At 34.1% G+C, this 24,100-nt stretch carries 24 protein-coding genes; 3 read left to right on the forward strand and 21 right to left on the reverse strand.

The window, feature by feature from the left end:
• The first annotated feature begins 92 nt into the window (after positions 1-92).
• Entirely contained in the window at positions 93-1,037 is a 945-nt protein-coding gene (locus tag IW18_RS16235) for a Dyp-type peroxidase (protein WP_041518928.1), read from the forward strand.
• Between the two features lie 3 nt (positions 1,038-1,040).
• Here the strand turns inward: IW18_RS16235 and IW18_RS16240 are convergent, their stop codons facing one another.
• The 3 genes from IW18_RS16240 to IW18_RS16250 all read right to left on the reverse strand — a co-directional run bounded on the left by IW18_RS16240 (position 1,041) and on the right by IW18_RS16250 (position 5,218).
• The gene (locus IW18_RS16240; RefSeq protein ID WP_041518929.1) at positions 1,041-3,410 is read right to left on the reverse strand and encodes an FdhF/YdeP family oxidoreductase; all 2,370 of its coding nucleotides are present in this window, start codon (positions 3,408-3,410) and stop codon (positions 1,041-1,043) included.
• 45 nt (positions 3,411-3,455) lie between these two features.
• The gene (gene fdhD / locus IW18_RS16245) at positions 3,456-4,337 is read right to left on the reverse strand and encodes a formate dehydrogenase accessory sulfurtransferase FdhD (RefSeq protein ID WP_041518930.1); all 882 of its coding nucleotides are present in this window, start codon (positions 4,335-4,337) and stop codon (positions 3,456-3,458) included.
• 143 nt (positions 4,338-4,480) lie between these two features.
• The gene (locus IW18_RS16250) at positions 4,481-5,218 is read right to left on the reverse strand and encodes a DUF3667 domain-containing protein (RefSeq protein WP_041518931.1); all 738 of its coding nucleotides are present in this window, start codon (positions 5,216-5,218) and stop codon (positions 4,481-4,483) included.
• A 286-nt stretch (positions 5,219-5,504) separates the two neighbouring features.
• Here IW18_RS16250 and IW18_RS16255 point away from each other — a divergent pair, with 286 nt between their 5' ends.
• Positions 5,505-6,431, forward strand: coding sequence for a ketopantoate reductase family protein (locus IW18_RS16255; protein WP_041518932.1), 927 nt, complete (start codon positions 5,505-5,507; stop codon positions 6,429-6,431).
• Between the two features lie 205 nt (positions 6,432-6,636).
• On the opposite strand, the gene IW18_RS16260 is transcribed toward IW18_RS16255, so the two are convergent.
• The 13 genes from IW18_RS16260 to IW18_RS16320 all read right to left on the reverse strand — a co-directional run bounded on the left by IW18_RS16260 (position 6,637) and on the right by IW18_RS16320 (position 18,430).
• Positions 6,637-7,455 carry an alpha/beta fold hydrolase gene (locus tag IW18_RS16260; protein WP_041518933.1) on the reverse strand — a complete coding sequence of 273 codons (819 nt, stop codon included), beginning with the start codon at positions 7,453-7,455 and terminating at the stop codon, positions 6,637-6,639.
• 68 nt (positions 7,456-7,523) lie between these two features.
• Complete coding sequence (locus IW18_RS16265; RefSeq protein ID WP_041518934.1) at positions 7,524-8,039, reverse strand: DsbA family protein; 516 nt, start codon at positions 8,037-8,039, stop codon at positions 7,524-7,526.
• Between the two features lie 13 nt (positions 8,040-8,052).
• Positions 8,053-8,505, reverse strand: coding sequence for a redoxin domain-containing protein (locus IW18_RS16270; protein ID WP_041518935.1), 453 nt, complete (start codon positions 8,503-8,505; stop codon positions 8,053-8,055).
• 5 nt (positions 8,506-8,510) lie between these two features.
• Complete coding sequence (locus IW18_RS22720; RefSeq protein WP_052480193.1) at positions 8,511-9,209, reverse strand: YoaK family protein; 699 nt, start codon at positions 9,207-9,209, stop codon at positions 8,511-8,513.
• Between the two features lie 5 nt (positions 9,210-9,214).
• The gene (locus tag IW18_RS16280; protein ID WP_041518936.1) at positions 9,215-10,261 is read right to left on the reverse strand and encodes a cupin domain-containing protein; all 1,047 of its coding nucleotides are present in this window, start codon (positions 10,259-10,261) and stop codon (positions 9,215-9,217) included.
• Positions 10,262-10,485: 224 nt separating this feature from the next.
• Positions 10,486-11,037: an antibiotic biosynthesis monooxygenase gene (locus IW18_RS16285; RefSeq protein WP_041518937.1), complete on the reverse strand. Its 552-nt coding sequence runs from the start codon at positions 11,035-11,037 to the stop codon at positions 10,486-10,488.
• Positions 11,038-11,095: 58 nt separating this feature from the next.
• On the reverse strand, positions 11,096-12,064 hold the full coding sequence (locus tag IW18_RS16290; RefSeq protein ID WP_041518938.1) for an NAD(P)H-quinone oxidoreductase: 969 nt from the start codon (positions 12,062-12,064) through the stop codon (positions 11,096-11,098).
• Between the two features lie 10 nt (positions 12,065-12,074).
• Positions 12,075-12,542 (reverse strand): lipocalin-like domain-containing protein, encoded by a 468-nt coding sequence (locus IW18_RS16295; protein WP_041519029.1) that lies wholly within the window; start codon positions 12,540-12,542, stop codon positions 12,075-12,077.
• Between the two features lie 51 nt (positions 12,543-12,593).
• The gene (locus tag IW18_RS16300; protein ID WP_041518939.1) at positions 12,594-13,151 is read right to left on the reverse strand and encodes a hypothetical protein; all 558 of its coding nucleotides are present in this window, start codon (positions 13,149-13,151) and stop codon (positions 12,594-12,596) included.
• A gap of 440 nt (positions 13,152-13,591) precedes the next feature.
• Positions 13,592-15,799 (reverse strand): ATP-binding protein, encoded by a 2,208-nt coding sequence (locus IW18_RS16305; RefSeq protein ID WP_041518940.1) that lies wholly within the window; start codon positions 15,797-15,799, stop codon positions 13,592-13,594.
• 279 nt (positions 15,800-16,078) lie between these two features.
• The gene (locus tag IW18_RS16310; protein WP_041518941.1) at positions 16,079-16,774 is read right to left on the reverse strand and encodes a LytR/AlgR family response regulator transcription factor; all 696 of its coding nucleotides are present in this window, start codon (positions 16,772-16,774) and stop codon (positions 16,079-16,081) included.
• Between the two features lie 46 nt (positions 16,775-16,820).
• A complete protein-coding gene (locus IW18_RS16315) occupies positions 16,821-17,294 on the reverse strand; it encodes a Dps family protein (protein ID WP_041518942.1) in 474 nt (157 codons plus the stop codon).
• A gap of 197 nt (positions 17,295-17,491) precedes the next feature.
• Positions 17,492-18,430 carry a ring-cleaving dioxygenase gene (locus tag IW18_RS16320; RefSeq protein WP_041518943.1) on the reverse strand — a complete coding sequence of 313 codons (939 nt, stop codon included), beginning with the start codon at positions 18,428-18,430 and terminating at the stop codon, positions 17,492-17,494.
• Between the two features lie 515 nt (positions 18,431-18,945).
• On the opposite strand from IW18_RS16320, the gene IW18_RS16325 reads away from it, so the two are divergent.
• Positions 18,946-20,538 carry a sigma-54 interaction domain-containing protein gene (locus IW18_RS16325; protein ID WP_052480195.1) on the forward strand — a complete coding sequence of 531 codons (1,593 nt, stop codon included), beginning with the start codon at positions 18,946-18,948 and terminating at the stop codon, positions 20,536-20,538.
• A 1-nt stretch (position 20,539) separates the two neighbouring features.
• Here the strand turns inward: IW18_RS16325 and IW18_RS16330 are convergent, their stop codons facing one another.
• From IW18_RS16330 to IW18_RS16350, 5 genes are all read right to left on the reverse strand, one after another.
• The gene (locus IW18_RS16330; RefSeq protein WP_041518944.1) at positions 20,540-21,157 is read right to left on the reverse strand and encodes a TMEM175 family protein; all 618 of its coding nucleotides are present in this window, start codon (positions 21,155-21,157) and stop codon (positions 20,540-20,542) included.
• Positions 21,158-21,303: 146 nt separating this feature from the next.
• Complete coding sequence (locus IW18_RS16335) at positions 21,304-21,654, reverse strand: cupin domain-containing protein (protein ID WP_041518945.1); 351 nt, start codon at positions 21,652-21,654, stop codon at positions 21,304-21,306.
• Positions 21,654-22,271, reverse strand: a complete 618-nt coding sequence (locus IW18_RS16340) for an alpha/beta hydrolase (RefSeq protein ID WP_041518946.1) — start codon at positions 22,269-22,271, stop codon at positions 21,654-21,656. Before IW18_RS16340 ends, IW18_RS16335 begins: the two co-directional genes overlap by 1 nt.
• Positions 22,272-22,438: 167 nt before the next feature.
• On the reverse strand, positions 22,439-22,729 hold the full coding sequence (locus IW18_RS16345; protein WP_041518947.1) for a GNAT family N-acetyltransferase: 291 nt from the start codon (positions 22,727-22,729) through the stop codon (positions 22,439-22,441).
• A 6-nt stretch (positions 22,730-22,735) separates the two neighbouring features.
• Positions 22,736-24,094 carry a sigma-54-dependent transcriptional regulator gene (locus tag IW18_RS16350; RefSeq protein WP_041518948.1) on the reverse strand — a complete coding sequence of 453 codons (1,359 nt, stop codon included), beginning with the start codon at positions 24,092-24,094 and terminating at the stop codon, positions 22,736-22,738.
• Positions 24,095-24,100 lie beyond the last annotated feature (6 nt).

Below are 24,100 nucleotides of genomic sequence, written 5' to 3' on the forward strand. Positions count from 1 at the left end.
TATGTTTTTTCAAATGTTTTATTAAAGTGTAGTCTACTTTTTTAGGGATTTTAATTTTAAATTTGAATATATTTAAAGTATAAAAACTTACCATGAATAAATCTCAAAGCGTTACTGACTATCCAAATAATAATACCATTTTTATGGTGTGGAATTTTAAAGATCAGACCGATATAAAGCCCGCATTCGAAAAAATTTGTTCATTGGTAAATAACCTGAACAAATCTTTTACCATTAGAATTCCTGATGGGCGAAGTAGTTGTGTAATGGGTATTGGTCATGATGCATGGATAAAATTGCAATTGCCAACACCTTTGCCTAAAGAGTTGGTAAATTTTGAATCTATTAATGGTGGAAAGCACAGTGCAAAGGCGACATCTGGCGATCTTCATTTTCATTTAAGAGGACTAAACATGGCAATTTGTTTTGATATGGCGACAGCGATTTCAAATGTTTTACAACCTGTAGCCGAATGTTTGGATGAAATTCATGGATTTAGATATTGGGATGGTCGGTCTATTATTGGTTTCGTAGATGGCACAGAAAATCCGATAGGCGAGGAACGAAAGTTTTTTGCAGTAGTAGGAGATGAGGATTCTACATATAAAGGTGGTAGTTATCTCTTTGTTCAGAAATATTTTCACAATATGAAAAACTGGGAAAGTCTATCAACTGAAGATCAGGAAAAAGTAATTGGAAGGTATAAAATGAACGATATCGAAATGGACGATAATGTAAAACCTAATAACTCGCATAGCGCTCTTACGAGCATAACTGACGAAAATGGGAATGACTTGAAAATTGTACGTGACAATATGCCTTTTGGGAATCCATCAAAAGGAGAGGTTGGTACATACTTTATTGCTTATGCAAGCACATTTAGCACCACAAAAAAAATGTTAGAAAACATGTTTATCGGTAATCCACCGGGAAATTATGATCGAATATTAGATTTTAGTACAGCGCAAACCGGAGCATTGTTTTTTGTCCCAACTTTAGAGGTATTAGACGAATATTCCAGTGAAACTAATGCTTAATTTTTATAATCGATTTATTCTTTCATAAATTTTCGGGTCGTGCTTTTTAATTTTAATTTTTACATATTTTGACGCGGGCATATTGCTATCCTTCACCACATTATTAACAGAAACCAAAACATTTGTTTCTGGAAAATAGGTAACCGTGTTTTTCTCAGGAATTTGATAAGAAACAATAATAAACAAAGGCGCAATTCGTTCGATATCATCATCATAATTAAATAGATCTACTATATCTCCAGATTTAAGTCCCGCTAGTTCAATATCTTTTTGATTCATAAATATTACCCTACGTTCATTTTTTATACCACGATATCGATCATCAAGACCGTATATTGTGGTATTAAACTGGTCGTGAGTTCGAGTTGTTGCCATCATATATTCATCAGGAGCAAGCTCGTTGTTTGGCACTGTGGTTAATGTAAATGGCACTCTGTCTCCAAATTCTTTTGTAATAAATTGCCCATGTCGTGCCGCATTGGGCAGGTAGAAACCTCCTTTTTGACGTACTCTAGCATTATAATCTTCAAAACCCGGAATGCACTTTTCAATGTCATCTCTCACAGCATCGTAACTATCATGATAACGTTGCCAATTAATAACCGTTTTGTTTCCTAGCGTTGCCATAGCCATTTTGCATACAATCTGAGTTTCATTAATAAGATTATCAGATACGGGTTTCAAAATTCCTTTTGATGATTGTACGACACCCATCGAGTTTTCGGTAGATATAAACTGTGCTTCTCCATTAACTATATCAATATCACTTCGTGAAAGCGTAGGCAATATTATAGCTTCCTGTCCATGAATTAAATGAGTACGATTGAGTTTTGTTGATACACACACGGTTAAATTGAGTTTTCTTATGGCATTTGCTGTAAAAGTTGTGTCTGGTGTTGCCGATAGAAAATTGCCGCCCATACAAAACAGTAATTTTACTTTTTCTTCATCCATTGCTTTAATAGCTCGAACAACATCATATCCATGTTTGCGTGGAGGATTAAAACCATAGAAGCTTTGCAAGCGATCAAGTTGTTCATCGGTAGGTTTTTCATCAATCATCATAGTCCGATTTCCTTGCACATTGCTATGACCTCGAACAGGGCAAACGCCTGCACCTGGCTTACCAATGCTTCCTTTAAGTAACAAAATATTTAGAATTTCTCGAATCATCTCCACACCATTAGGCTGCTGCGTAAGTCCCATTCCCCAACAAACAATAATTCGCTTATTTAATGCGATCATTTCGGCAGCTTCATAAAGTGCTTCTTTTGCAACACCCGAAAGAGCTACAAGTTCATCAAGATTGTAATTTTCAAATTGTTTAAGAAAAGCGTCATAACCCGTAGTTTTTTCTTTGATGAAGTCATAATCAAATACCTTTTCGGGGTTTTTCTTTTCAAATTCAATTAACATAATTTCGAGAGCTTTTAATAAAGCCATATCTCCATTAATTTTTACAGGCAGAAAAAGATCTGCAAGTTTAACACCGCCGCGAAGAATTCCGTTAACTTCTTGTGGATTATGAAAACCCATTAAACCAGCTTCGGGTAATGGATTAATAGCAATAATTTTTGCCCCATTTTTTTTACCTCTCGATAATGCACTCATCATTCGTGGTGCGTTAGTTCCTGGATTTTGACCAATAATGATAATGAGATCGGTATCATAAAAATCATCCAATGTTACAGTACCTTTTCCAATTCCGATAGTAGGTCTTAATGCAGAACCTGATGTTTCATGGCACATATTAGAACAGTCAGGCATATTGTTAGTACCATATTCTTTAGCAAAGAGCTGATAAAGAAATGATGTTTCATTGCTTGTTCTTCCAGAGGTATAAAACGCAGCTTCATCAGGCGATTCTAACTTATTAAGATGCTTTGCTATTTTTTCAAATGCATTATCCCAACTTATAGGTTGATAATGTGTACCGTTTTGAGGAAGATACATTGGCTCGGTCAATCTTCCCATTTTTCCAATTTGATAATCGTCTAGTTTGGCAAGTTCGTAAACCGAATTTTGTTTAAAAAAGTCTGCTGTAACTTTTTTAGTTGTTGCTTCCTCTGCCAATGCTTTAGCGCCATTTTCACAGTATTCGCCTAGTGGAGATCGCTCATCATCAGGATCAGGCCATGCACAACTCGGACAATCAAAACCACCAACCTGATTCATTTTAAACAAAGCTTTTGTACCACGAACAAGAGTTTTTTCTTCAATAAGATCACTAAAGGCAGCTACTACAGCAGGTACACCTGCAGCCCAAGTTTCAACTTTTGTTAGCTTTAGGTCTAATAGTTTATAAGGATTTTCAGCGTTTGGTTCTTTCGCAATTTTATCGTCGATGCCTTTTTTAGATTTATCTTCTTTCATGGCTTTTGTATTTGATTGGTGTAAAAATGAAGATTTTGAATGATTCTAATTCGTGTAAGAAGTTAGAATTGTAACCTGATTGCTAGAATTGTAGATGTTAAATCTATCTTCTTTTAGAAAACCCAAAAGAGTAATATCAAATTCAATAGCGAGCTCAACGGCAAGACTAGATGGAGCACCTATAGCAACAACAATTGATATACCTGCCATCGCAGCTTTTTGAATCAACTCAAAACTTGCTCTACCGCTAAGTAATAAAATATAGCTGTTCAACGGCAATAAATTGTTAGCCAAAGCGCGACCAATTAGTTTATCCAATGCATTATGTCTCCCAACATCTTCCTGTAAGAATACAAGTTCACCTTCGATGGTAAAAAGTGCCGATGCATGAATACCGCCTGTCAAAGTAAAACTACTTTGGGCCGTTTTTATTTTTTGTGGTAATTGATAAAGAACATCTGTAGATAAGCTTAGTTTAGAATTCTCTATATGCTTAAAAGAACTAACTGTTTTAATGGATTCAATAGAGCTTTTTCCGCAAACGCCACAACTCGAAGTTGTGTAAAAATTCCTGTCCGATTGTTGTAAATGAGGAACGAAATTATCTACAAGATCAACCTGAACTACATTCTTTTTTTGTGATAAACATTCCTTTTGCGAATGATACACTTTTTTGATATTTTGAAACGAAGAAATAATACCTTCCGTAAATAAAAAGCCAATCGCAAGGTCAAAATCATTTCCTGGCGTACGCATGGTTACTGAGATATTCTTATGCGTTTTTTTATCCTCAGAACCATAACTGATTCTTATTTCAAGTGGCTCTTCTATAGAGAGAATATCAGAGTAGAATGAGCTTTCTGCACCATTTACTTTTCTAATGTATATATCTTTAATAGAAACTAATTCCGACTCGTTCATTTCCATGTAAATTCACTTAAGTTGATACGTAAATTTAATCAAAAAATGAATATAAACGAAGTCTTGTTTTGGAAATTGAGTACTATAATAGGATGAAAATCAATATTATTTATGAAGGAAAATGTTAACGCTAGGATCTTTGTTTGTAGTTAATGTAAATATTTTTGTCCAATAATATTCAGGATGTTGTTTGTTGTTTGTTTTGTTGCCAAATACAACAATGCAATAAGAATGGCGCGAATAATTAGTTTGTACTTTTTTAAATCAAAAGCCGAAAAATATTGATAATAGAAAATTGCTATATAAAGAAAGGTTAATATGGTCAGATAAAGATTTACCTGAAGAAGAAATTCTTTATTATCAATAAAGATCATTAAGATTGGTAAAATAAGGCTAAGTGTTAATGTTCCAGCCAGCAAATACATATTGAGTACCAGATTCTCTGTATAGTTTTGTTTGCTTTTTCTGAAGAATAAGTAACTAATAAATGCAATAATTGGAATGTGTAGAAAAACAGTAATTTTTGAGTAGTCTTTTAGGATCTTAAATAATCCGGAAACATTCGTCTCATCATACAAAGCTGACGCTTCTATTTTGCCCCATTTTTTAATAAAATAACCTATGGTTAGCAAAAGAATTACAGTTGCAAAATAATTAAAATGCTTTGTTCTTTTTCCTTGTACATATTCTCGAATACTATGTCCGGGCCTTGTAAAAAGTTCTTTTATCGTGTAGAAAAAGCCTTTATCAAAGTGAAATATTCCGTGAATAAAATCGTGTTGAAGAACGTGCGATAAAGAAAATCGATGTGTTGATGTTGATTGGCTACAATTACTACAAAATTTTCCCGTAATTATTTCATTACAATTTAAACAGTTATTCGTCATTGGTTAATTTTAATGTTTTGGCAATCAATATTGATTCTTTAGTTTTTTTGGTCAGTGATGGTATTACCGGTAGCATAGGTTTTACGAAACTTTTGGCCTAACTTAGTTTGCAAAAAAAGCACTTTAGTTCTGTTTCGTAAAAACTGTTTCGCGAATTTAATTATTTTTTAATATTTAATAAATAAAATATTACTGAACTGTAAAATAAATTTGTACCCGTATTTTATTTAGTTTTTGTATCTGTAACCCTCGAATTTAGATTTCTAGATTTGCTAAAAAAAATAAAATGAACTCGAATCAAAATCATATTTTCATCATTGGCAATGGTGTAATTGGAAAAGCTTTGGCAGTAGCTTTAATTCTAAATGGAAGAAAAGCAACCATTTTGCGAGGAAGTATTGACAACCATCCTGCAAATATTGAAAATATTCAAGTTTTAATTGGAGATGAAATAGTAGAAGCAGAGGTACTGATTAGCTCATTATCGCACTACGAAAAGCTAGACGGGACAATTCTATTAACAAATAAATCATTTGGAAATGCAGCCCTTTCAAATAAGCTGAAAGATAAAACTGGAAAATCTCCAATTGTATTTCTTCAAAATGGTTTGCATATTGAAAACAGTTTTATTGATAAAGATTTTGATGAACTTTACCGATGTGTTTTATTGGCAACCAGTGAATCTTTAGAAAATAACAAAGTACGATTTAAGTTGGTCGCTCCTTCGCCAATAGGTATTATTAAAGGCTCAGATGAAGTGCTAACAGAGATTGTCAACGTACTTGACACAAGTCTTTTTTCATTTAGAAAAGAACAGGATATACAAACTCTAATTTGGAAAAAAGTAATCAGCAATTGTGTATTTAATTCTATTTGTCCATTATTAGAGACCGATAATGGAATTTTTCAACGTAATGAGGAAGTACTAGCAATTGCAAAAACAGTGATCACAGAATGTTTATCAGTTGCAAAAGAGCATGGTATTAATTTAACCACAGACATTGTGTTAGAGAATATACTTGCGATAAGTAAAATGTCTGACGGACAAAAAATATCAACCTATCAGGATATCTTAAATAAACGAGAAACTGAAATAGAAACACTAAATTTAGCTATTGCCAAATCTGCGCTTTTAAAAGGAAATATTGCCGTACCAATTACAGAAATGCTTGGTCAATTAGTAAAAATAAAATCAGAGTTGTCCAGAATTTAATCCTATTTTAAAATTATGAACCCGAAACAATCCAGTCCTTGGAATGAAATATCTCTGGAAGATTATGAAAATCATATGTCTCATAATCTTCAACAAGGCGGGAATCTTATTGTTTCAATGCAATCAAATAATGGTGTACAGTATCATTGAAATAAAAAAAAACTCCAAGATCATTTTGAAGTTTTTTTTTAAGTCATGCTACTATTTAAGATTTTAGATATACTAAAATGTCATTATTAATAGTTTCAGCTTCAGTTGTTGGCATACCATGCGGAAATCCGGGATACGAAATTAATTTTCCGTTTTTCAATAATGCAGCAGCTCTTGGCGCTTGAGCAAAAGGAACTATCTGATCGTCTTCGCCATGCAAAACAAGAACCGGAATGTCTAAACTTTTAAGATCTTCTGTAAAATCAGATTCAGAGAAAGCTTTAATTCCTTCATAATGTGCCAAAACTGAACCCATCATTCCTTGACGCCACCAATTTTGTTTAATTCCTTCCTGAATTGTTTTTCCTTCGCGATTCCATCCGTAAAATGGAATAGGAAAATCATAAAAATATTGTGCTCGGCTAAATCCCGTTCCTTGTCTAATCTCATCAAAAACAGACAATGGAACACCATCAGGATTTGTTTCGTTTTTTATCATAATTGGAGTTACGGCACTAATTAAAATAGCTTTTGCAACGCGTCCTTTTCCGTATTTTGCAGCGTAGCGTACTACTTCACCGCCACCAGTTGAATGTCCGATATGAATAGCGTCTTTTAAATCAAGAGCAGCAGTCAATTCTGCTACATCAGCAGCATAAGTTTCCATATCATTTCCTAGTGCACTTTGACCAGAGCGACCATGTCCGCGTCTGTCGTGTGCAATAACTCTATATCCTTGTTTCAGGAAAAACATCATTTGTGTATCCCAATCATCGCTCGATAAAGGCCATCCGTGGTGAAAAACAATAGGTTGTCCTGTTCCCCAATCTTTATAATAAATTTCTGTTCCGTCTTTTACTTTAATTGTGCTCATCGTTATTTTGGTTTTTAATTAATTAATATATTTTTTGTTTAATGTTTAACGTAGTTGCAAATCCCGAATTATTTTACAATTTCACTTAGTAGTCGTAATAAATCTTCAGGCCCACCGTTAAATTTTGTGCCATTTACAAATAGGGAAGGCGTACCATTTACACCGCTCATCACACCGCTTTCAAAATCAGAATCTATCTTACTTGCCAATTCAGGTTTTTTAATATCAGTATTAAATTGATGAGGATCAAGCTCTAGTTTTTCTGCTAATTCTAATAGAAAATTTTCACTCAAATATTCCTGATTTTCATAAATCGCGTCGTGCATTTCCCAGAATTTCCCTTGCAATGCAGCCGCTTCAGCTACAATTGCAGCCGGACGAGCATATTGGTGCATTTCGGATAACGGAAAGTTTCTAAAAACAAATTCTACCTTAGTTCCGTATTTTTTCATCATTTCTTTAAGAATTGGATATGCTGCTCCGCAATAAGGGCATTGATAATCTCCATATTCTACAATTACGATATCGGCATCTTTTTTTCCTTGTGTATGGTCAGTTTTACTAACCGCTGGTTTTAGTGACATAATTAGTTGGTTTTTAAAGTTTTTCTAAAGCTTCTAGAATTCCATCAGCTCCTGGGTTTACAGCCATTGGCGACAAGTAACTCCATTGTATAATTCCGTTTTTATCGATAACAAAAAGGGCGCGGTTACATTCGCCTTCTTCGGTATTGTATACGCCGTATTTTTTTGAAGTCTCTCCTTTAGCTTCAAAATCAGACAATAAAGGGAAGTGTAAATTTCTAGATTGCGAAAACGCCATATGACACCATTTACTGTCTACCGAAATACCAAAAATTTCGGCATCGTATTTCTTAAAGTATTTCAGCATTTCGTTGTAAAGTGCCATTTGGTCGCTGCAAACTGGACTCCAATCGGCAGGATAAAAAGCTAAAATCACATTTTTACCTTTAAATTCTGATAACGTGATTTTTTGGTCGGGTGTTGCAAATAATGTAAAATCCGGAGCAACGTCATTTTTCTGCAGCATAAGATTTATTTTTTAGGATTAATGGTTGTAATTGGCGTAAACAATGCACAAATTATCAATAGTACTGCGGGCAGGCTCAGTGTCCAGTTTCCTAACGAAGGAAGTAAAAAAGGCACAGTAAATGCTCCCAACAAAAAGCCTGTCCATAACAGTAATAAGTGAATAGCGTTTAGTTTGTATTGTTTTGAATTAGATTCGTCATTACTCATACTTAGCATTGCCGTGTTTCTGGCAAGACTATTTAAAGTTCCGGTAACGAAATCAGTATTTATTTGTTGATTTCCTATTGATGTTACAATCGTATTCATAACTCCTGTCGAAAATCCAATTATGGCGATCGAAAGAGTTGTATTTATATTGCAATAGAGCGAAATAGCTGTATATATTAGCAGTATTCCTGACACGATGTAAAAAGGTAAGGTTTGAATTTTACAATTTTTCCACAATGACAAACACGTACCACTATAAATTCCCAATACAAAACAACCAATTACAGTTAAGGTTGTAATAATTACAGCCCATTTATTATGAGATAAAGCGACTCCTAACTGTGTGGTATTTCCGCTCATAAACGACACATAAATTTTCCATTTAAGAAGTCCCGCTGCATCCAAATATCCTGCAATAAAAGCCAGAAATACGGCTAGTTTCTCTTGCGTTCTAATTTGATTAGAAGTTGTGGTGAGTGCTGTTTGAGAAATCAAAAGGATTATTTTTCAGGTTGAATAAACAATTTACTTTTAGGGAATTTCTCTATTTCACCTTCGGCCAGACCAAAATTGGTTACGATTACATCTTTTGGATTTCCTGCCAACCATTCGCTTAAATCTATAGATTGATAAACTCCGCTGTTAAAACCAATTAAGATTTTACAAACAGTATTTCCCGTATTTTTAATGTAATGTCCTGCACCCATTGGTACGTAACCAACATCTCCGGCATTAAATTGCTCGGTTACAACGGTGCTTTCTGCCAGAAAAACAGACATTTCGGCTTGACCGGAAATATAGTATTGCCATTCGTCAGCATTTGGGTGCCAGTGCATTTCTCTTAAAGCTCCAGGTTGCAATTCGATAATAGATCCTGCCATTGTGGTACTAATTGGAAACTCTTTGCTGGTTACCAATCGTTGTAAACCACCACCCGGAATTATTCTTGGTTGTTGTGAATGTAGTGGATAACGGTGCAAATTGGTTAATTCGATATCTGATTCTTCAAGACGTGGAGCAGCATTAAAGGATAATTCGTCAGGAACAATTCCGGCAGCAAAATAGGCTTCTTTTTGAGGTAAGGCGGCAACTTCTTCTAAAGTTATTCCAAGGTTTTGAGCAACAATTTCCGGTGGCATGCTCGAAACAAAATCAGTAACGCTAAAAGTATGATCTTCGGAAAAATTACCATTATCAAAAATCAAAATAAAATGACATTCTTCAGTTCCTGTTGCTTGTATAGAGTGTCCATATCCTTTTGGAAAATACCAAACATCGCCTGGTTCAAAATTATCAGTATAACTATGACCGTTTGGATGAATAATAGTAGTACGAACCGTTCCCGAAATAACATAAGCCCATTCGGCAGCGTTAGCGTGCCAGTGCAATTCGCGCATACTTCCGGGTTGTAATCTCATCGAAACTCCTGCAATCCCAATAGAAGCAGGAAAATCTGTTACTGATGCTCCTCTTGTTGTACCGCCGTCATTGGTACGTGGTTCTTTTTTTTCTAATTCGTATTTAAAACTTAATGAATTGGTTTTCATGGTGATAGATTTTGATAATTAATTGTACTGGTTTTTAATTCTATTGTAAAGCTATTGAAGATTTGAACGCTCTATGTGTCGTATTCGTTAAATGGGCAAAAAGAGTCGTTGAGTTTAGTAAGTGAAAATTTTAAAGAATAAATTTTGTTTTTCTAAGTTTGAGATAAAAAAAAAATCACTGCGTAAAACAGTGATTCTCTAGGGTATAAGTTGATTTTATCATGTTATTTATAAAGCCATTTTTTAATTAGTTTGGTATAATTTGGCATTATAACAAATACCATCAAAAAGACAATTAAACCTGAGTTTATTAAAGCATCAAAATAATGATTTGCTGGAATTTGCAAAAGTCTTAAAAAGGGGAGTACCAACAACGGAATTAAAAGCGACAAAGGATAAATTGCAGACCAAGTTACAAGAAATTGTTTCCAGCGTACAGGAACTTTATTTCCTTCGTTTTCGGAATTAAAAAGGAAATCTAAACCCGATTTTATTTGGTAGTTGTCGTTTTTTCTAAAAAACGGATGTGCTTTTTGAATCAGCATTTTTCTATCTTCAGATTCCATCCAGGTTTTAAGGTTTTCGATGGTGTCAAAACGAATGATTACGGTGTAAACAAAGGTTAAATGTGGAATTGGGCGTACAATTTGCAAATCGATAAAACCATGCGAATGTTTGGTAATGGGAACAATTTCATCTAGCCATTTTTCATATTGCGGTTGTTTCCCGTCCAGAATATGGTGCGTAATAACAACAGATGCTCCTTGATTTTCCATGATACTATTTGTTTTGGTTGGTAATAACTTGGTTTAAAATACAATTAATTCAAAATTCTTATCTAACGAGTATAATCTTGCCTGTATGTTGGCTTTCTTCTAATAATCGATGGGCTTCAGGAGCTTCAGTAAATGGAAACGTTTTAAAGATAATTGGCTTAAATTGTTTAGACTCTATCAGAGGCCAGACGTATTTTTTTACTTCTTCGGTTAATTGTTTTTTAAAATCATATTCTCTGCTTCTTAATGTGCTTCCCGTTATAGTTAAACGTTTTATCATTACTTTCCAAATGTCGAGATCTACGCGACTGCCGCTTACTGCATTAATATGAACTAATCTGCCTTCTGGTTTTAGGATGTTAACATTTTTACTCAGGTAATCTCCACCAATCATATCTAAAATTACATCAACTCCTTCTTCCTGCAAAACGGTTTCGAAGTTTTGTGTTTTGTAATTAATATAAGAATCTGCGCCAAGTTCTAGACATTTTTGACCTTTTTCATCAGATCCTACAGTAACAATTACGCGTGAACCTAATGCATGCGCTAACTGAATTCCGGTGATTCCAATACCGCTGTTACCGCCATGAATTAAAAGTGTTTCTCCAGATTTTAGTCCCACTCTTTGAAATACATTTGACCACACCGTAAAAATTGTTTCTGGCAGACTTGCGGCTTCAGCAAAACTCAAGTCTGAAGGAATTGGTAGACATTGACCTTCTCGTACACTGACAAATTCGGCATAACCTCCACCTGCGAGAAGTGCACAAACTTTATCGCCTATTTTAAAATCAACAACATCCGGTCCGCATTTCGCAATAATTCCGGCAACTTCCAGACCCAGTATTTCGGCAGAAACTCCGGGAGGCGCGGGATAATTACCTTCGCGTTGAAAAACGTCAGAACGGTTTAATCCTGCTGCTTTTACTTCAATTAAAACTTCATCACCTTTAATTTCCGGTGTTGGATATTCCTTTAATTGTAATACGTCCGGAGCTCCAAATTGGGTTATAACTATTGCTTTCATTCGTTTAAGATTATATGTTTTTGTTTGATTGTGTGATTCTTTTCCAGGTAAGTTTGTGAGTTACTAATTGTGAATTACTTAGAAAAGGTTGCTCTGTTTCCAGATGCAATAATCCATTTTTAAAAAGAACTTTCCTGTTGTGAGTTTGACCTCTCCAGTTTTTTAAAAGGGAAACGAACATAGTATGGCTAACTGTTTGTTTTTCATCATTTGTTTGAAAAGGTCCAGAATAGGCGAGATACGCTAAGCTTTCGCTTTCATCTTGTTTATCTAGAAAATCGGTCGAAACCTTCGTTTTGGACTTTTGACGATCAGATTTCATTATTTGAGCCGACATATAACCGTCGTTATTGTAAATTATGATGCCTTTAGGTTCAGTTCCCATCGGATGTATAGTCTCTCCACCATTTAAAGGTACTTCAATCAATTCGACTAAAGTCCATGTGCCTATCAATATTTCGAATATTTTTTTTTCCATAATAGTAAAAAAAAGAGCGCAGGTTAATGCGCTCATTCTGAATCATTACATTTAAAACGGCTGATTGTATTTGCCTGTTAAAGCTTTGTTTTCGATGCTTTTAGCAAAGTTAGGTGTTTCTTCGTGGTTGTGAGCGTCAGAAGCGGCTTGTCTAGAAGCGGCAGCACCAGCAAGATCGACGTTGTGTTCTTTTAAATAAGCAAACATTTCGGGTGTTGCCGTAGCATGAATCTCGTTGGTATAAAGACAAGTATTCTCGTCGATTTTGGTTGCTTTAAGTTCCCATAAAACCTGAACTTTATTACGTCCGTTTTGAGTAATAGAATCAGAAATTGACAACATGCGGCAATAATCCGGACGATAAACTGTAGCAACATAATGTTGCACCATTAAGGCATCGCCAATTGTTTCTACATTAATAGACATTGGTTGTCCATCGTAAGTACTTGTGATTCCCGCACCAATATGTTGGGTAGAACAACGTTGATATTCGGCATCTGGCAAATTTAAAAGCCAGTCTGCAATATTTACTTTTTCGATAGGAGCATTAATAATTGCAGTAACTGTTGAATGTGATAATGCATTTTCTTTGGTTTGTGTGATTTCCATGATTTCTTGGTTTAAATTGTTTTAATAGAGTAAATTTACATTCGTTAACGCAATCTGCCAGTGACTTTTCAGCGAATGGGCAAAAACACTCGTTTAAAAAGCACAATTAATCGTTTACATTTTTGAAGCTTAAACTAACGACGTAAAAGTTCTTTTCTAATATAGAACCAAACAAAAAAAGAGACTGCTTTAAGGCAGTCTCTAAATCAAATAATTAATAATAACCTCTTATTGGGTGTGATTTTTTAAGACATAGAAACATAGACTATGGCTTCTCAAAAAAGGCGTTTAACTTTCATAAACACACATCCCGAAGCGTTGGGATTATGTGTTAGAAACTAGTTTCTTTTTTGTATTCTTTTTAGATATAAAATCTATGTTTCTATGTGTTTGAATAATTTTTTTTTGAATTGAAAAAGTGTTATTTGCTGATCTATTTTTTACAGCGATTCTAAAAATATTTTAGCTTCAGAAAGCGACAAATTGAGAATATGCTCTACATCGTCGAGAATTTGCTGTAAAGTTGTGTTTTTCTCGATTGCTATTTCAAGAAGATCTAGTTTTTCTTCTAAAAGAGGCAATAAACCCATTATGGCGGCACTCGATTGTAAATCATGCGCTCTAAGTTTTACCATCTTAAAATCCTGATTTTGGTAAGCTGTTATAAGTTGTTGTAAATGCAAAGGCACGTTGTCTACAAATTGCTTTGTTACCGTGTGCTCAAAGCTTTTGTTTCCGCCACTTACAGACTTCATATAAGTAAGATCAATGTATTGAAAAACCGAGTCTGATGCTGGAGTTTTTACTTCTTCTAATGCTGTTTCTTTCAACCCAAAATTAGCAATAAGTTTAAAAAGTTCTTCTTCCTTGATCGGTTTTGAGATGTATTCATTCATGCCTCGGCTCAAACATTTTTCTCTTTCGCCAGGCAATGCATGTGCAGTCATGGCAATTATTGGAATATCGAGTTTTAATATTTCACGAATTTGCTGAGTAGCAGTATATCCGTCCATTTGTGGCATTTGTAAATCCATCAAAACAAGATCGCAATCTTTTTTTCTAAGATATTCAACAGCTTCCAGACCATTAGATGCCATTTCAAAATCAATATTCCATTGCGAGAGTAAATGTTTCATTAAACTCTGATTGATCGCATTGTCATCTACCACTAAAACTCTCAGCGCTGTATTCGATATATCTTTAAAGTGATCTATACTGGCAACAGGTATTGTATTAAGTTGTTCTTTGGCAATTTCATACGGAATGTAAAAACTAAAAGTTGTTCCTTTTCCCTGTTCGCTGCTTACTTCAATATCACCGTTTTGTATTAAAATCAATTTTTTCACAATAGACAAACCAAGTCCGGTTCCGCCATAATTTCTGGTTGTAGAATCTTCGCCCTGATTAAATCTTTCAAAAACTTCATTTAGTTTTTCTCTGTCGATTCCAATTCCGGTATCAGCAATTTTAAAACCCAGAACAACCTGATTTTCATTTTGTTCTTTGTTGTAAACTTCAATACTTACCGTTCCCTGATGCGTAAATTTTATAGCGTTTCCAATCAGGTTTACCAATATTTGCGTCAATCGCGTGGCATCGCCAATTAAAGTATCAGGAATTGATGTATCGACTTTACTGGAAATGGTTAATTTCTTTTCTTTTACACGTTCCGAAAAAAGCGTTTCGACCGAATTTAATAATCCGTTGATACTAAATATTCCGGGTGTAATGCGCATCATTCCCGCTTCGATTTTAGATAAATCGAGTATGTCGTTTATAATGGTCATTAAATTTTCTCCAGAACGCTGAATAGAAGTTACAAATTCTTCCGAAGTTTCGTCTAAAGGTCTTTTTTGCAATAAATTGGTAAATCCTAAAATCCCACTAAGCGGTGTTCTGATTTCGTGACTCATATTGGCCAGAAAATTTTCTTTTGTTTGTGCCGCAACAGATGCTTTTTTTTCAGCAATATCCAATTCCTTAATTAGAAAATGTTGTCTTCTAAATTGTCGGATAATATGATAACCAATGACGGCACCACTTAAAACTAATAAAACCAATAAGGAAATGTCGTAAAATTTTGCTCTCTGACCCATTTCCTGACTTAGCTTACTAAGTTCCACCATACGCAACTGACGCTTGCGATAAATTTGTGCTGTAATATTGGTGATTTCGTTAGAAATTATTCTGGCATGCGGATTGGCGATAGAACTATTATCATCCATATTTCCAAGAGAGTCATAACGATGCAAAAGTTTTCCTTTGGTTGCCATTTTATCCTGCGCAAGAACTCCAAGTCTTTGAATCAAGTTTTCTTCTTCAGGATCTGAATTATCTACGGATAGTGAATCAAGAAAATTTCTAATTTGTTTAATCTTTTGGTCTATGCCTTCTAAATGAGTTGTGTCATTGGTTGCAATAGAAGCTCTAATTCTGCTTTCGACACCCAAAATATCACGATCGATTTCTCTTAAATGATTGCTGGAACGCAATTCGTTCAAAAGTGTATTATTGTTTCTAATGAGCGCCTTAGTATTCTTCGCGGAGTTAATTTGTACAGCTATCAGTAATATACTGCACAAAACAAAACTGCTAATTATAAAATAACTAAAGCGTTTGTTGCCCATTACGGTAGACGTATTTATCATAAAATAAGTGTAAATAAATTGTGTTATCTCGACCCTTTGAGTGTAATTATTTTTAACACATAGAAATATAGATTTGTAAACTTAAAAAAAGACGTTTCACTTGCATTAACAAAGATAGCTATGTGTAGAGAAACGAGTTTCTTTTTTTTGTACTCTTTTAAACATCTAAAATCTATGTTTCTATGTGTTAAAAAGTTTTTTTTGAATTACATTCAGCGGATTATCTTAACTAAATAAGACAGGATTGTAGTTTACGTAAAAGGCAAAAGAAAATGTTATTTAAAAAACATTCATTCTGGTATTAAGCGCTTTTCTGTAAGCATCGGCAACGGGAATAAATTTTTTATTAATCATAATTCCACCATCTTGCAAAGTATCAATTTTACCAATCGAAACAATATAAGAGCGATGCACTCTAATGAAATCATCTTTAGGCAAACGCTCTTCGGCAGTTTTCATCTTACCATGAATCGCAAACATTTTTTCTTTCGTGTAAAACTTTACATAATCGCCCATAGCTTCGGCATAAAAAATATCATCCAGTTTTAAGCGTCTTGTAATGTTAGAATCTCTAACAAATAAAAACTCTTCTTTATTAAACTGTACATTCTCTTTACGGCTTTCAATTATAGATTGTGCTTTACTTACTGCTTGTAAAAATCGGGCAGGAGTAACGGGTTTTAAAATATAATCTGCAATATTCAACTCAAAAGCTTCAAGTGCATATTCTTTTTTAGAAGATGTAAAAATGATAATGACGTCTTTGCCCGATAGATTTTTTGTTAATTCGATTCCCGTCATCTCCGGCATTTCAATATCCAGAAAGATTAAATCGACATGATTTTCCTGTAAATGATGATACGCTTCGATAGCATTCGAATATTCATTTACAACAACAAGATTTGGAATTTGTTTTGCCAAATGCGACAAAGTGGTTCTTGCAATATCATTGTCATCAACGATTAATGCTTTCATGGTATTTGGTTTTTGGTTTAGACAAATATACTTATTCCTAGTTAGTTTATCTAAAGTAAGAACGAATCATCCAAGCCATTTCTTCGTGAGTTTCTATTAAACCAGTTATAAAATCGCTAGAACCATAATCTTTATATTCGTCAGCAAAAGGAGTAATGTTTCCGCGAATAAATTCGATAATGCTTTCATGATCTTGTAATAAGTCTTTCATAAAACCTAATCCGTCATTTGTTCTTTCGCTATATTCTGTAAGATGTGTAAGTTCAAGATATGTTTTTAATGTTGCGGGCGCATAGTGACCAATTTTACGAATACGTTCTGCAACACTGTCAATGATTTCATCTAACTGATTGTACTGATTTTCAAAGAAAATGTGATTTGCATGAAAATTATCTCCAGTAACATTCCAGTGTGCATTTCTGGTTTTTGTGTAAAGAACAAATTCATCGGCCAATAAAATTGCCAATTGACTAGAAACTGCTTCTGTGTTTTTTTCTGTAATACCAATATTTGCTTTCATAATGTAAAGTTTTAATTTTTAAAGCATTATCGCTTTGTTTTCTTACGTAAAGTTCCTAAAAAAACTCCTATGAATTATTTTATTTTAGGTAAAAAGGCAAAATCAGTCGTTGAAAATGGGTTTTTACTATTTAGCCCATTTAGAGATAAAAAAAAAGGCAGAAAATATTTTTTCTGCCTTTTTAGTTTTTATAAGAATTAATTAATTTTTACCAAATGCGCTTCAATAGCTGCTCTGTCAGATTCGTATTGAGCAGGAAGTTTTAAGTTTTGACCTAATTCTTCTAAAGGCTCATCTACTGTAAATCCAGGATTTTCTGTAGCGATTTCGAACAAAACTCCTCCTGGCTCTCTAAAATAAAGAGAATGGAAATAGTTTCTGTCAATTTGAGGCGTAATAGACAATCCATATTCCTCAATTTTTTCACGGAAGTGCATTAAAATTTCATCATTTTGAACTCTAAAAGCTACGTGATGCACAGTTCCGTTTGCACCCAAACCGCGTTTTTCCTCAGGCAATTCTACCAAGTCAACAATAGCAGCATTTTCGACAGCATCTGTAGCATAACGGTAACGGTTTACATCTTGTTCAATCAATTTGTAACCAAAAAATTCTGTTAAGATTGCGGCAGTTGCTTTTATACTGTTTAAAGTCAAAGTAATGTTGTGGAAACCTCTTGTTGCAACATCAGCTTTTACTTCGGCAGTTTCCCACGGTTTTCTGTTATCATCCGTTTTAGATTCGATTAATTCCAATTTTAAACCATCCGGATCTAAGAAAGTAAGATATTTTTCTCCAAATTTTTCTGATGGTTTATTGTAAATCACATTGTATTGCTCAAAACGTTTTTGCCAGAAATCAAGACTTCCTTTTGGTACAGAATATCCAATTTCTGTAGCCATTCCAGAACCTTTTCTTCCTTGCTGAATTCCTTCGCCCCAAGGGAAAAAAGTTAAAATTGTTCCTGCACTTCCAACTTCATCACCAAAGTAAAAATGGTATGTTCCCGGATCGTCAAAATTTACCGTTTTTTTAATAAAACGCAATCCTAATATGTTAGAGTAAAAGTTAAAGTTGCGTTTTGCATCGCCTGCAATTGCAGTAATATGGTGTAAGCCTAAAATTTTATTTTCCATGGTATTTTTATATTAAATTGTTATTGATTTTGTTTTACAAATTTACGTCGGTTATAGCCCTGCGTTGATTAACCTAGATTAAGAAATAAAAAAGCCATTCTATTATAAGTTGCAAGGGAACCTGTTGAATGAAAATAATTTTAACACATAGAAACATAGACATGTATTCGCAAAAAGGCATTTTACTTATTTTAAATACACATAGTTAGCTATGTGCGAGAAATGTATTTCTCTTTTGTATTCTTTAAATTGTGCAAAAAAACTATGTTTCTATGTGTTGAATATTTTTCTGCATTATACTAAACATATTTACTTGCTAATAACCAAATAATATTCCAGATAGATTAAATGCTTGTAAATTAGACTTTTGATTTCTTTTTGTGATTTGAAATACTACGATATATCGTAATTTTATAAACAGATATTGGTTTATTTAGAAAACCAATAGTAATTTACTAAAGGGTAATGCCTAAATTTACGCTGTTACGTACAAAATACCACAGGAATTATTATTTATGGAAAAGCCAAATGATCAAACTGCAATTATAATGAGTCGATTGCAGGAACGAGAACGAGAACAAATGCTGATTATGTCTATTTGTGGTGCGCTTGCTCAGGCTTTAACGAAAGAAGAATTGGATCTTGTTGTACGTAATAATCTTAAAGAAGAATTTTCTTTTGATGATTTTATTCTGGCTTTTGCCGATGAAAATGAAACAGAATATCATGTTTTCTATCAATTTCTACAGAAAGAAACAATATCAAAAAAATACATTATTAATGATGGCTTTTTTGACACTTGTTTGGATTCTGCCGATACCGTGATTTTTGATTTAAAAACGGTAAACGAAAAAAAGAATAATTTCCCTGATTACATTTCGACTGTCAATAACAAAGGTTTTAAAAACGGAATTGGAATTTGTCTTCCGTATCTTAAAGGAAGCCGAAATGTACTTTTTCTTTTCTTTAAAAACGCGAATACTTTTAGCAGAGAATCGAACCGAATTATTAGAGGAATTGGGATGCAGCTTTCTATAACGCTCAGAAATATTATTTTGACTCACAAATTTGAAAGTAAAATTAATGAACTGAAATTACTGAATAGAAATAAAGTGGAAAAAGAAGAAGAACCTATAGTTATAAATAACGAAGGTTTTTACGGAATTATCGGAAACAGCGATGCTATGCAAAGTGTTTACGAACTTATTTCGCAAGTGGCAAGTTCTCAATCGACAGTTTTAATTTCTGGCGAAACGGGAACGGGGAAAGAATTGGTGGCGAGTGCGATTCATAATTTATCATTGGTTTCGAACAAAAAAATGATCAAAGTAAATTGCGCTTCGATTCCTGAAAATCTTATCGAAAGCGAATTATTCGGACATGAAAAAGGCGCTTTTACAGGAGCTTTAGAATCTAGAATTGGTAAATTTGAAGAGGCTGAAAATAGTACTATTTTTTTAGATGAGATAGGAGAGATGCCTTTAGAATTGCAAGGGAAATTGCTTCGAGTGCTTCAGGAAAAAGAAATACAAAGAATAGGAAGTAATAAAACCATAAAAGTAAATGTTCGTGTTATCGCAGCTACAAACAGAACATTAGAAAAAGAAGTTGCCGAAGCTCGTTTTAGAAGCGATTTGTATTATCGTTTAAATGTGTTTCCAATTCCATTGCCTTCGTTGCGTGAACGTCCGGAAGATATTGAGCTTTTAGGGAATTTTTTCTTAGAAAAACATGCAGCAAAAATGGGCAAAAAAGTAAAAGGTTTTTCTCAAAAAGTACTTAAAAATATGACCGCAAATGCATGGCCTGGAAATGTACGCGAATTAGAAAATATTGTTGAGAGAAGTATTTTGTTTGCCAAAGAAGATGTGATAAAAGAAATGAGTTTTCCGCAGATTTTTAAAAACGAATCTACAACTTCTGAAAATGATTTGTATATCAAAACATTACAGGAGATTGAGAAGGAGCATATTTTGAAAGTGGTAAAAAAATGCAACGGAAGAATCTCAGGACCTCAAGGCGCAGCAGTTTTATTAGGTTTACCGGCAACAACTTTGATGTCGAGAATGCAGAAATTGGGCATTAAAAAAGAACATTCTACAGATTGATTTATTCCTGAATCATTTTTATTTTCCCCGAAGAAATAGCCCAAAAAATCAATAAAGCCATACTGATAATTAAAGCAATTGTTGGGTATTGAAATGAAATTCCAAACGCAATTAAATAAGTGGGTAATCCGTATAAATAATTGTTTCTAATTTTTTTTATTGCTGAAGTTGTAATTTCCGGACGCAAAAGTTTTTTGTTATGGCTTGCTATAAACCACAATAAATTGTACGAAATATTAATTAAAACAAAGATTCCTGTATAAATTGCTACAGCGATATTGGATGCTTCGCTCTCGAAAAAACGAGCCAATAAAGCGGTTGGGTAAGAAACTAGTGTTACCAAAAATAGAATCAATCCGTTTGCAAACATAATCGCGGTATTGCGGCTGTAAATTTGTTTAAAAATCTTGTGATGATTGACCCACATGATAAAAATACTGAAAAAAGAAAGTGTAAAAGCAAGATACGATGTCCATTCCCCTTTTAAAAAAGTCAATAATTCAGTACCATTTTTTACGGTAATCGTGTTGGGTGCGTGAAGATCCAAAACCAAAAGTGTAATGGCAATAGCGAATACGGCATCGCTGAAATTTTCTATTCTTACGGTTTCTTTTTCCATTTTTTAATTTCTATGTAGTTATTAACCGCAAAGGGCGCAAAGGTGTACGCCAAGTTCGCAAAGTTTTTTTAGCCACGAATTCACGAATTTATATATTCAAATGCTATCATAATAATTCGTGAATTCGTGGCTATATATTTTTTAATCTATAATTTTATAAATATTGATTTTCGAAGTTTTGGTTCAATATTTTTTGTTTTGTGTCCTTTTCCGGTTGTGTCTTCGACTAGTAGAATTGATCCTGTTTCAAAGGTTCTTTTTTCTCCTAATGAAGTTTCAATTTCTACGCCGCCTTCTAACAAAACTATATATTGACGATCTGGTGCATTATGAAAATCATAATCGTAAGATGGACTAACTTCTCTAAATACAATTGATTTAACAGGTTCATCATCAGATAAAAAACCGATATCGCCATTGTTTTTCAACGGAACTTCGAAGTCTTCAAAATGACTTTCGCCATTCGCATCGCTATAAATTCTTGTTATCTGAATCATTACTTTGCAAAAACAAGTTCATTAGCCCAATTTATTTCGTCCTGACTAATCGTATGTCCCATGTTTGGGTAGATTTTTTTGGTAACTGACGCACCCAATTTTTTAAGAAGTGCTTCAGATTCGTTTACTCTTTCGACAGGAACGTGAAAATCTGGATCGCTTGTTCCGATGAAAATTGGTGTGTTTTCGAAATTTCCAGCATAATGATTTTCATAGACTTTATCGCCAATTAGTCCGCCTGTAAAAGCGACTACACCACCGTATTTTGCTGCATTTCTGGCTGTAAATTCTAATGCCAAACAAGCTCCTTGGGAAAATCCAAGGAAATAGATGTTTTCCTTTTCGATTCCGTTTTGCTGAATCGCCACAACAACTTGGTGAATGGCGTCTAATGATTTTGAAAAAGAAGGCTCGTTTTCTTCAATTGGTGCTAAAAACGAATACGGATACCAAGTTCTGTTTTCGGCCTGTGGTGCAACCAAAGCAAAATCATCGACTTTAAGATGCTTTGCAATCGAGAGTATATCATGAGCACCAGCACCACGACCATGAATCATGATTAGGGCTTTTTTGGCTTCGTTTAAAGGAATACCGTCAGTTAAAATGTCTGTATTCATGAGTTTTATTTTTAAATTGATGTGAAGGGATGGCGTGTTTTTTTTGTTTCACTTTATATAATAAACTTTGCGACTTTGCGTCTTTGCGAGATTGTTTTTTTTCTCTAAGCGGCGAGAAATTCGCGCGCAAAGCCGCAAAGCCGCAAAGTTTTTTAAAAGCTATTCAATTATTTCTTCCAAATATCCTGATATTCCTCGGGATGTCTTTTAAATTGTGCGTGTACGTACGGACAAAGCGGTAAAACTTTTAAATTATTTTCACGCACATACGAAACCATTTCTTCCAGAAGTTTCTTTGCATAACCTTTTCCTTCAATTTCGGGCTCAACACCTGTATGATAAACGGTTAGTACATCATCTTTTATGCTTACAGTCATTTCGCCTAGCTTTTTATCATCAATATAAAGATTAAAAGCGCCGTGTTTTTTTTCGTTTAATTCTAGTTTTATCGTTTCCATATCTTTTTAGTTATATCCTTGTTTAATACCTAGTTTTTTCATTTTCGAAAACAAAGTCTGTGGCTGCATTTTTAAGAGTTCTGCGGCACCGCCCGAACCTGAAACTTTTCCGTCACAAATTTGAAGCGCATTCATAATATGCTCTTTTTCCATTTCTTCCATCGACAACATTTTTCCGTTGTTTTTTTCTAACGGATTTGAATTACTTGTTGGAAGATCAAATTTTTCAATTTCGTTTGTTTTGGCAAGAAGCACATTTCTTTCGATTAAATGTTCTAGTTCCCTAATATTTCCCGGCCAGTCATATCCTTGTAATTGTGCTAATGCCGAGGCACTAATTCCGTTGACATTTTTGCGTGAGCTTGTAGCGTATTTTTTAAGGAAATAATTGGCCAATGCTTCAATATCTTCTTTTCGTTCTTTTAAAGTTGGCAATTGAATTGGAAATACATTTAGACGATAATATAAATCGAGTCTAAAACGTCCTTCGGCGACTTCTTTTTCCAGCGATCTGTTGGTTGCTGCCACAACGCGAACATTGATTTTAATGGTTTTATTTCCGCCAAGTCGCTGAATTTCTTTTTCCTGTAAAACACGTAATAATTTTACCTGAGAATCAAGCGGTAATTCGCCAATTTCGTCCAGAAAAATAGTGCCATTATCGGCTTGTTCAAACTTTCCAATTCGTAAACTATTGGCGCCTGTAAAAGCGCCTTTTTCATGTCCAAAAAGTTCAGATTCAATCAAAGAATGTGGCAAAGCTGCACAATTGACAACTACAATTGCATTTGATTTATGTGCCGATAGTTCATGAATAGAATGTGCCGCTCTTTCTTTTCCTGTACCGCTTTCGCCCAAAATCAAGACAGAAGTTTCGGCAGGAGCGACAATTTTTATTTTTTCAATAACCTCTTTTAAAAGTTCACTCGTACCAATAATACCTTCAATTTCCTGATTTTCATTTTCAGTTGATTTTCCGGCTAATGTTCCTCTTTCCTGATCGTATCTATATTTGGCAATATCGAGCATTACGATAAGATCTTTTTCGCGAAAAGGCTTTACCATAAAACCATACGGATGCGTTGCTTTCACGGCTTCTAATGTACTTTGGTTGGTATTGGCAGAAATATAAAGAAACGGAAGTTGCATTGCGCGAAGTTCCCAAGCAAGATCAATTCCTGTTAAAGTGCCTTTTAGCATAATATCGAGCAATATCCATTCGGGCTTTTTTTCTTCGATTAATTTTCGAGCCTGAACCACAGAAGATGCAATACCAACTACTTGATAACCTGCTTTGATCAACATGATTTTTAAATCATTTGCAACTATAAATTCATCTTCAACAATTAGAATTTTCTCCTTCATTTCGTT

The organism is Flavobacterium hibernum, from assembly GCF_000832125.1.
GTDB classification, from domain to species: Bacteria; Bacteroidota; Bacteroidia; order Flavobacteriales; family Flavobacteriaceae; genus Flavobacterium; species Flavobacterium hibernum.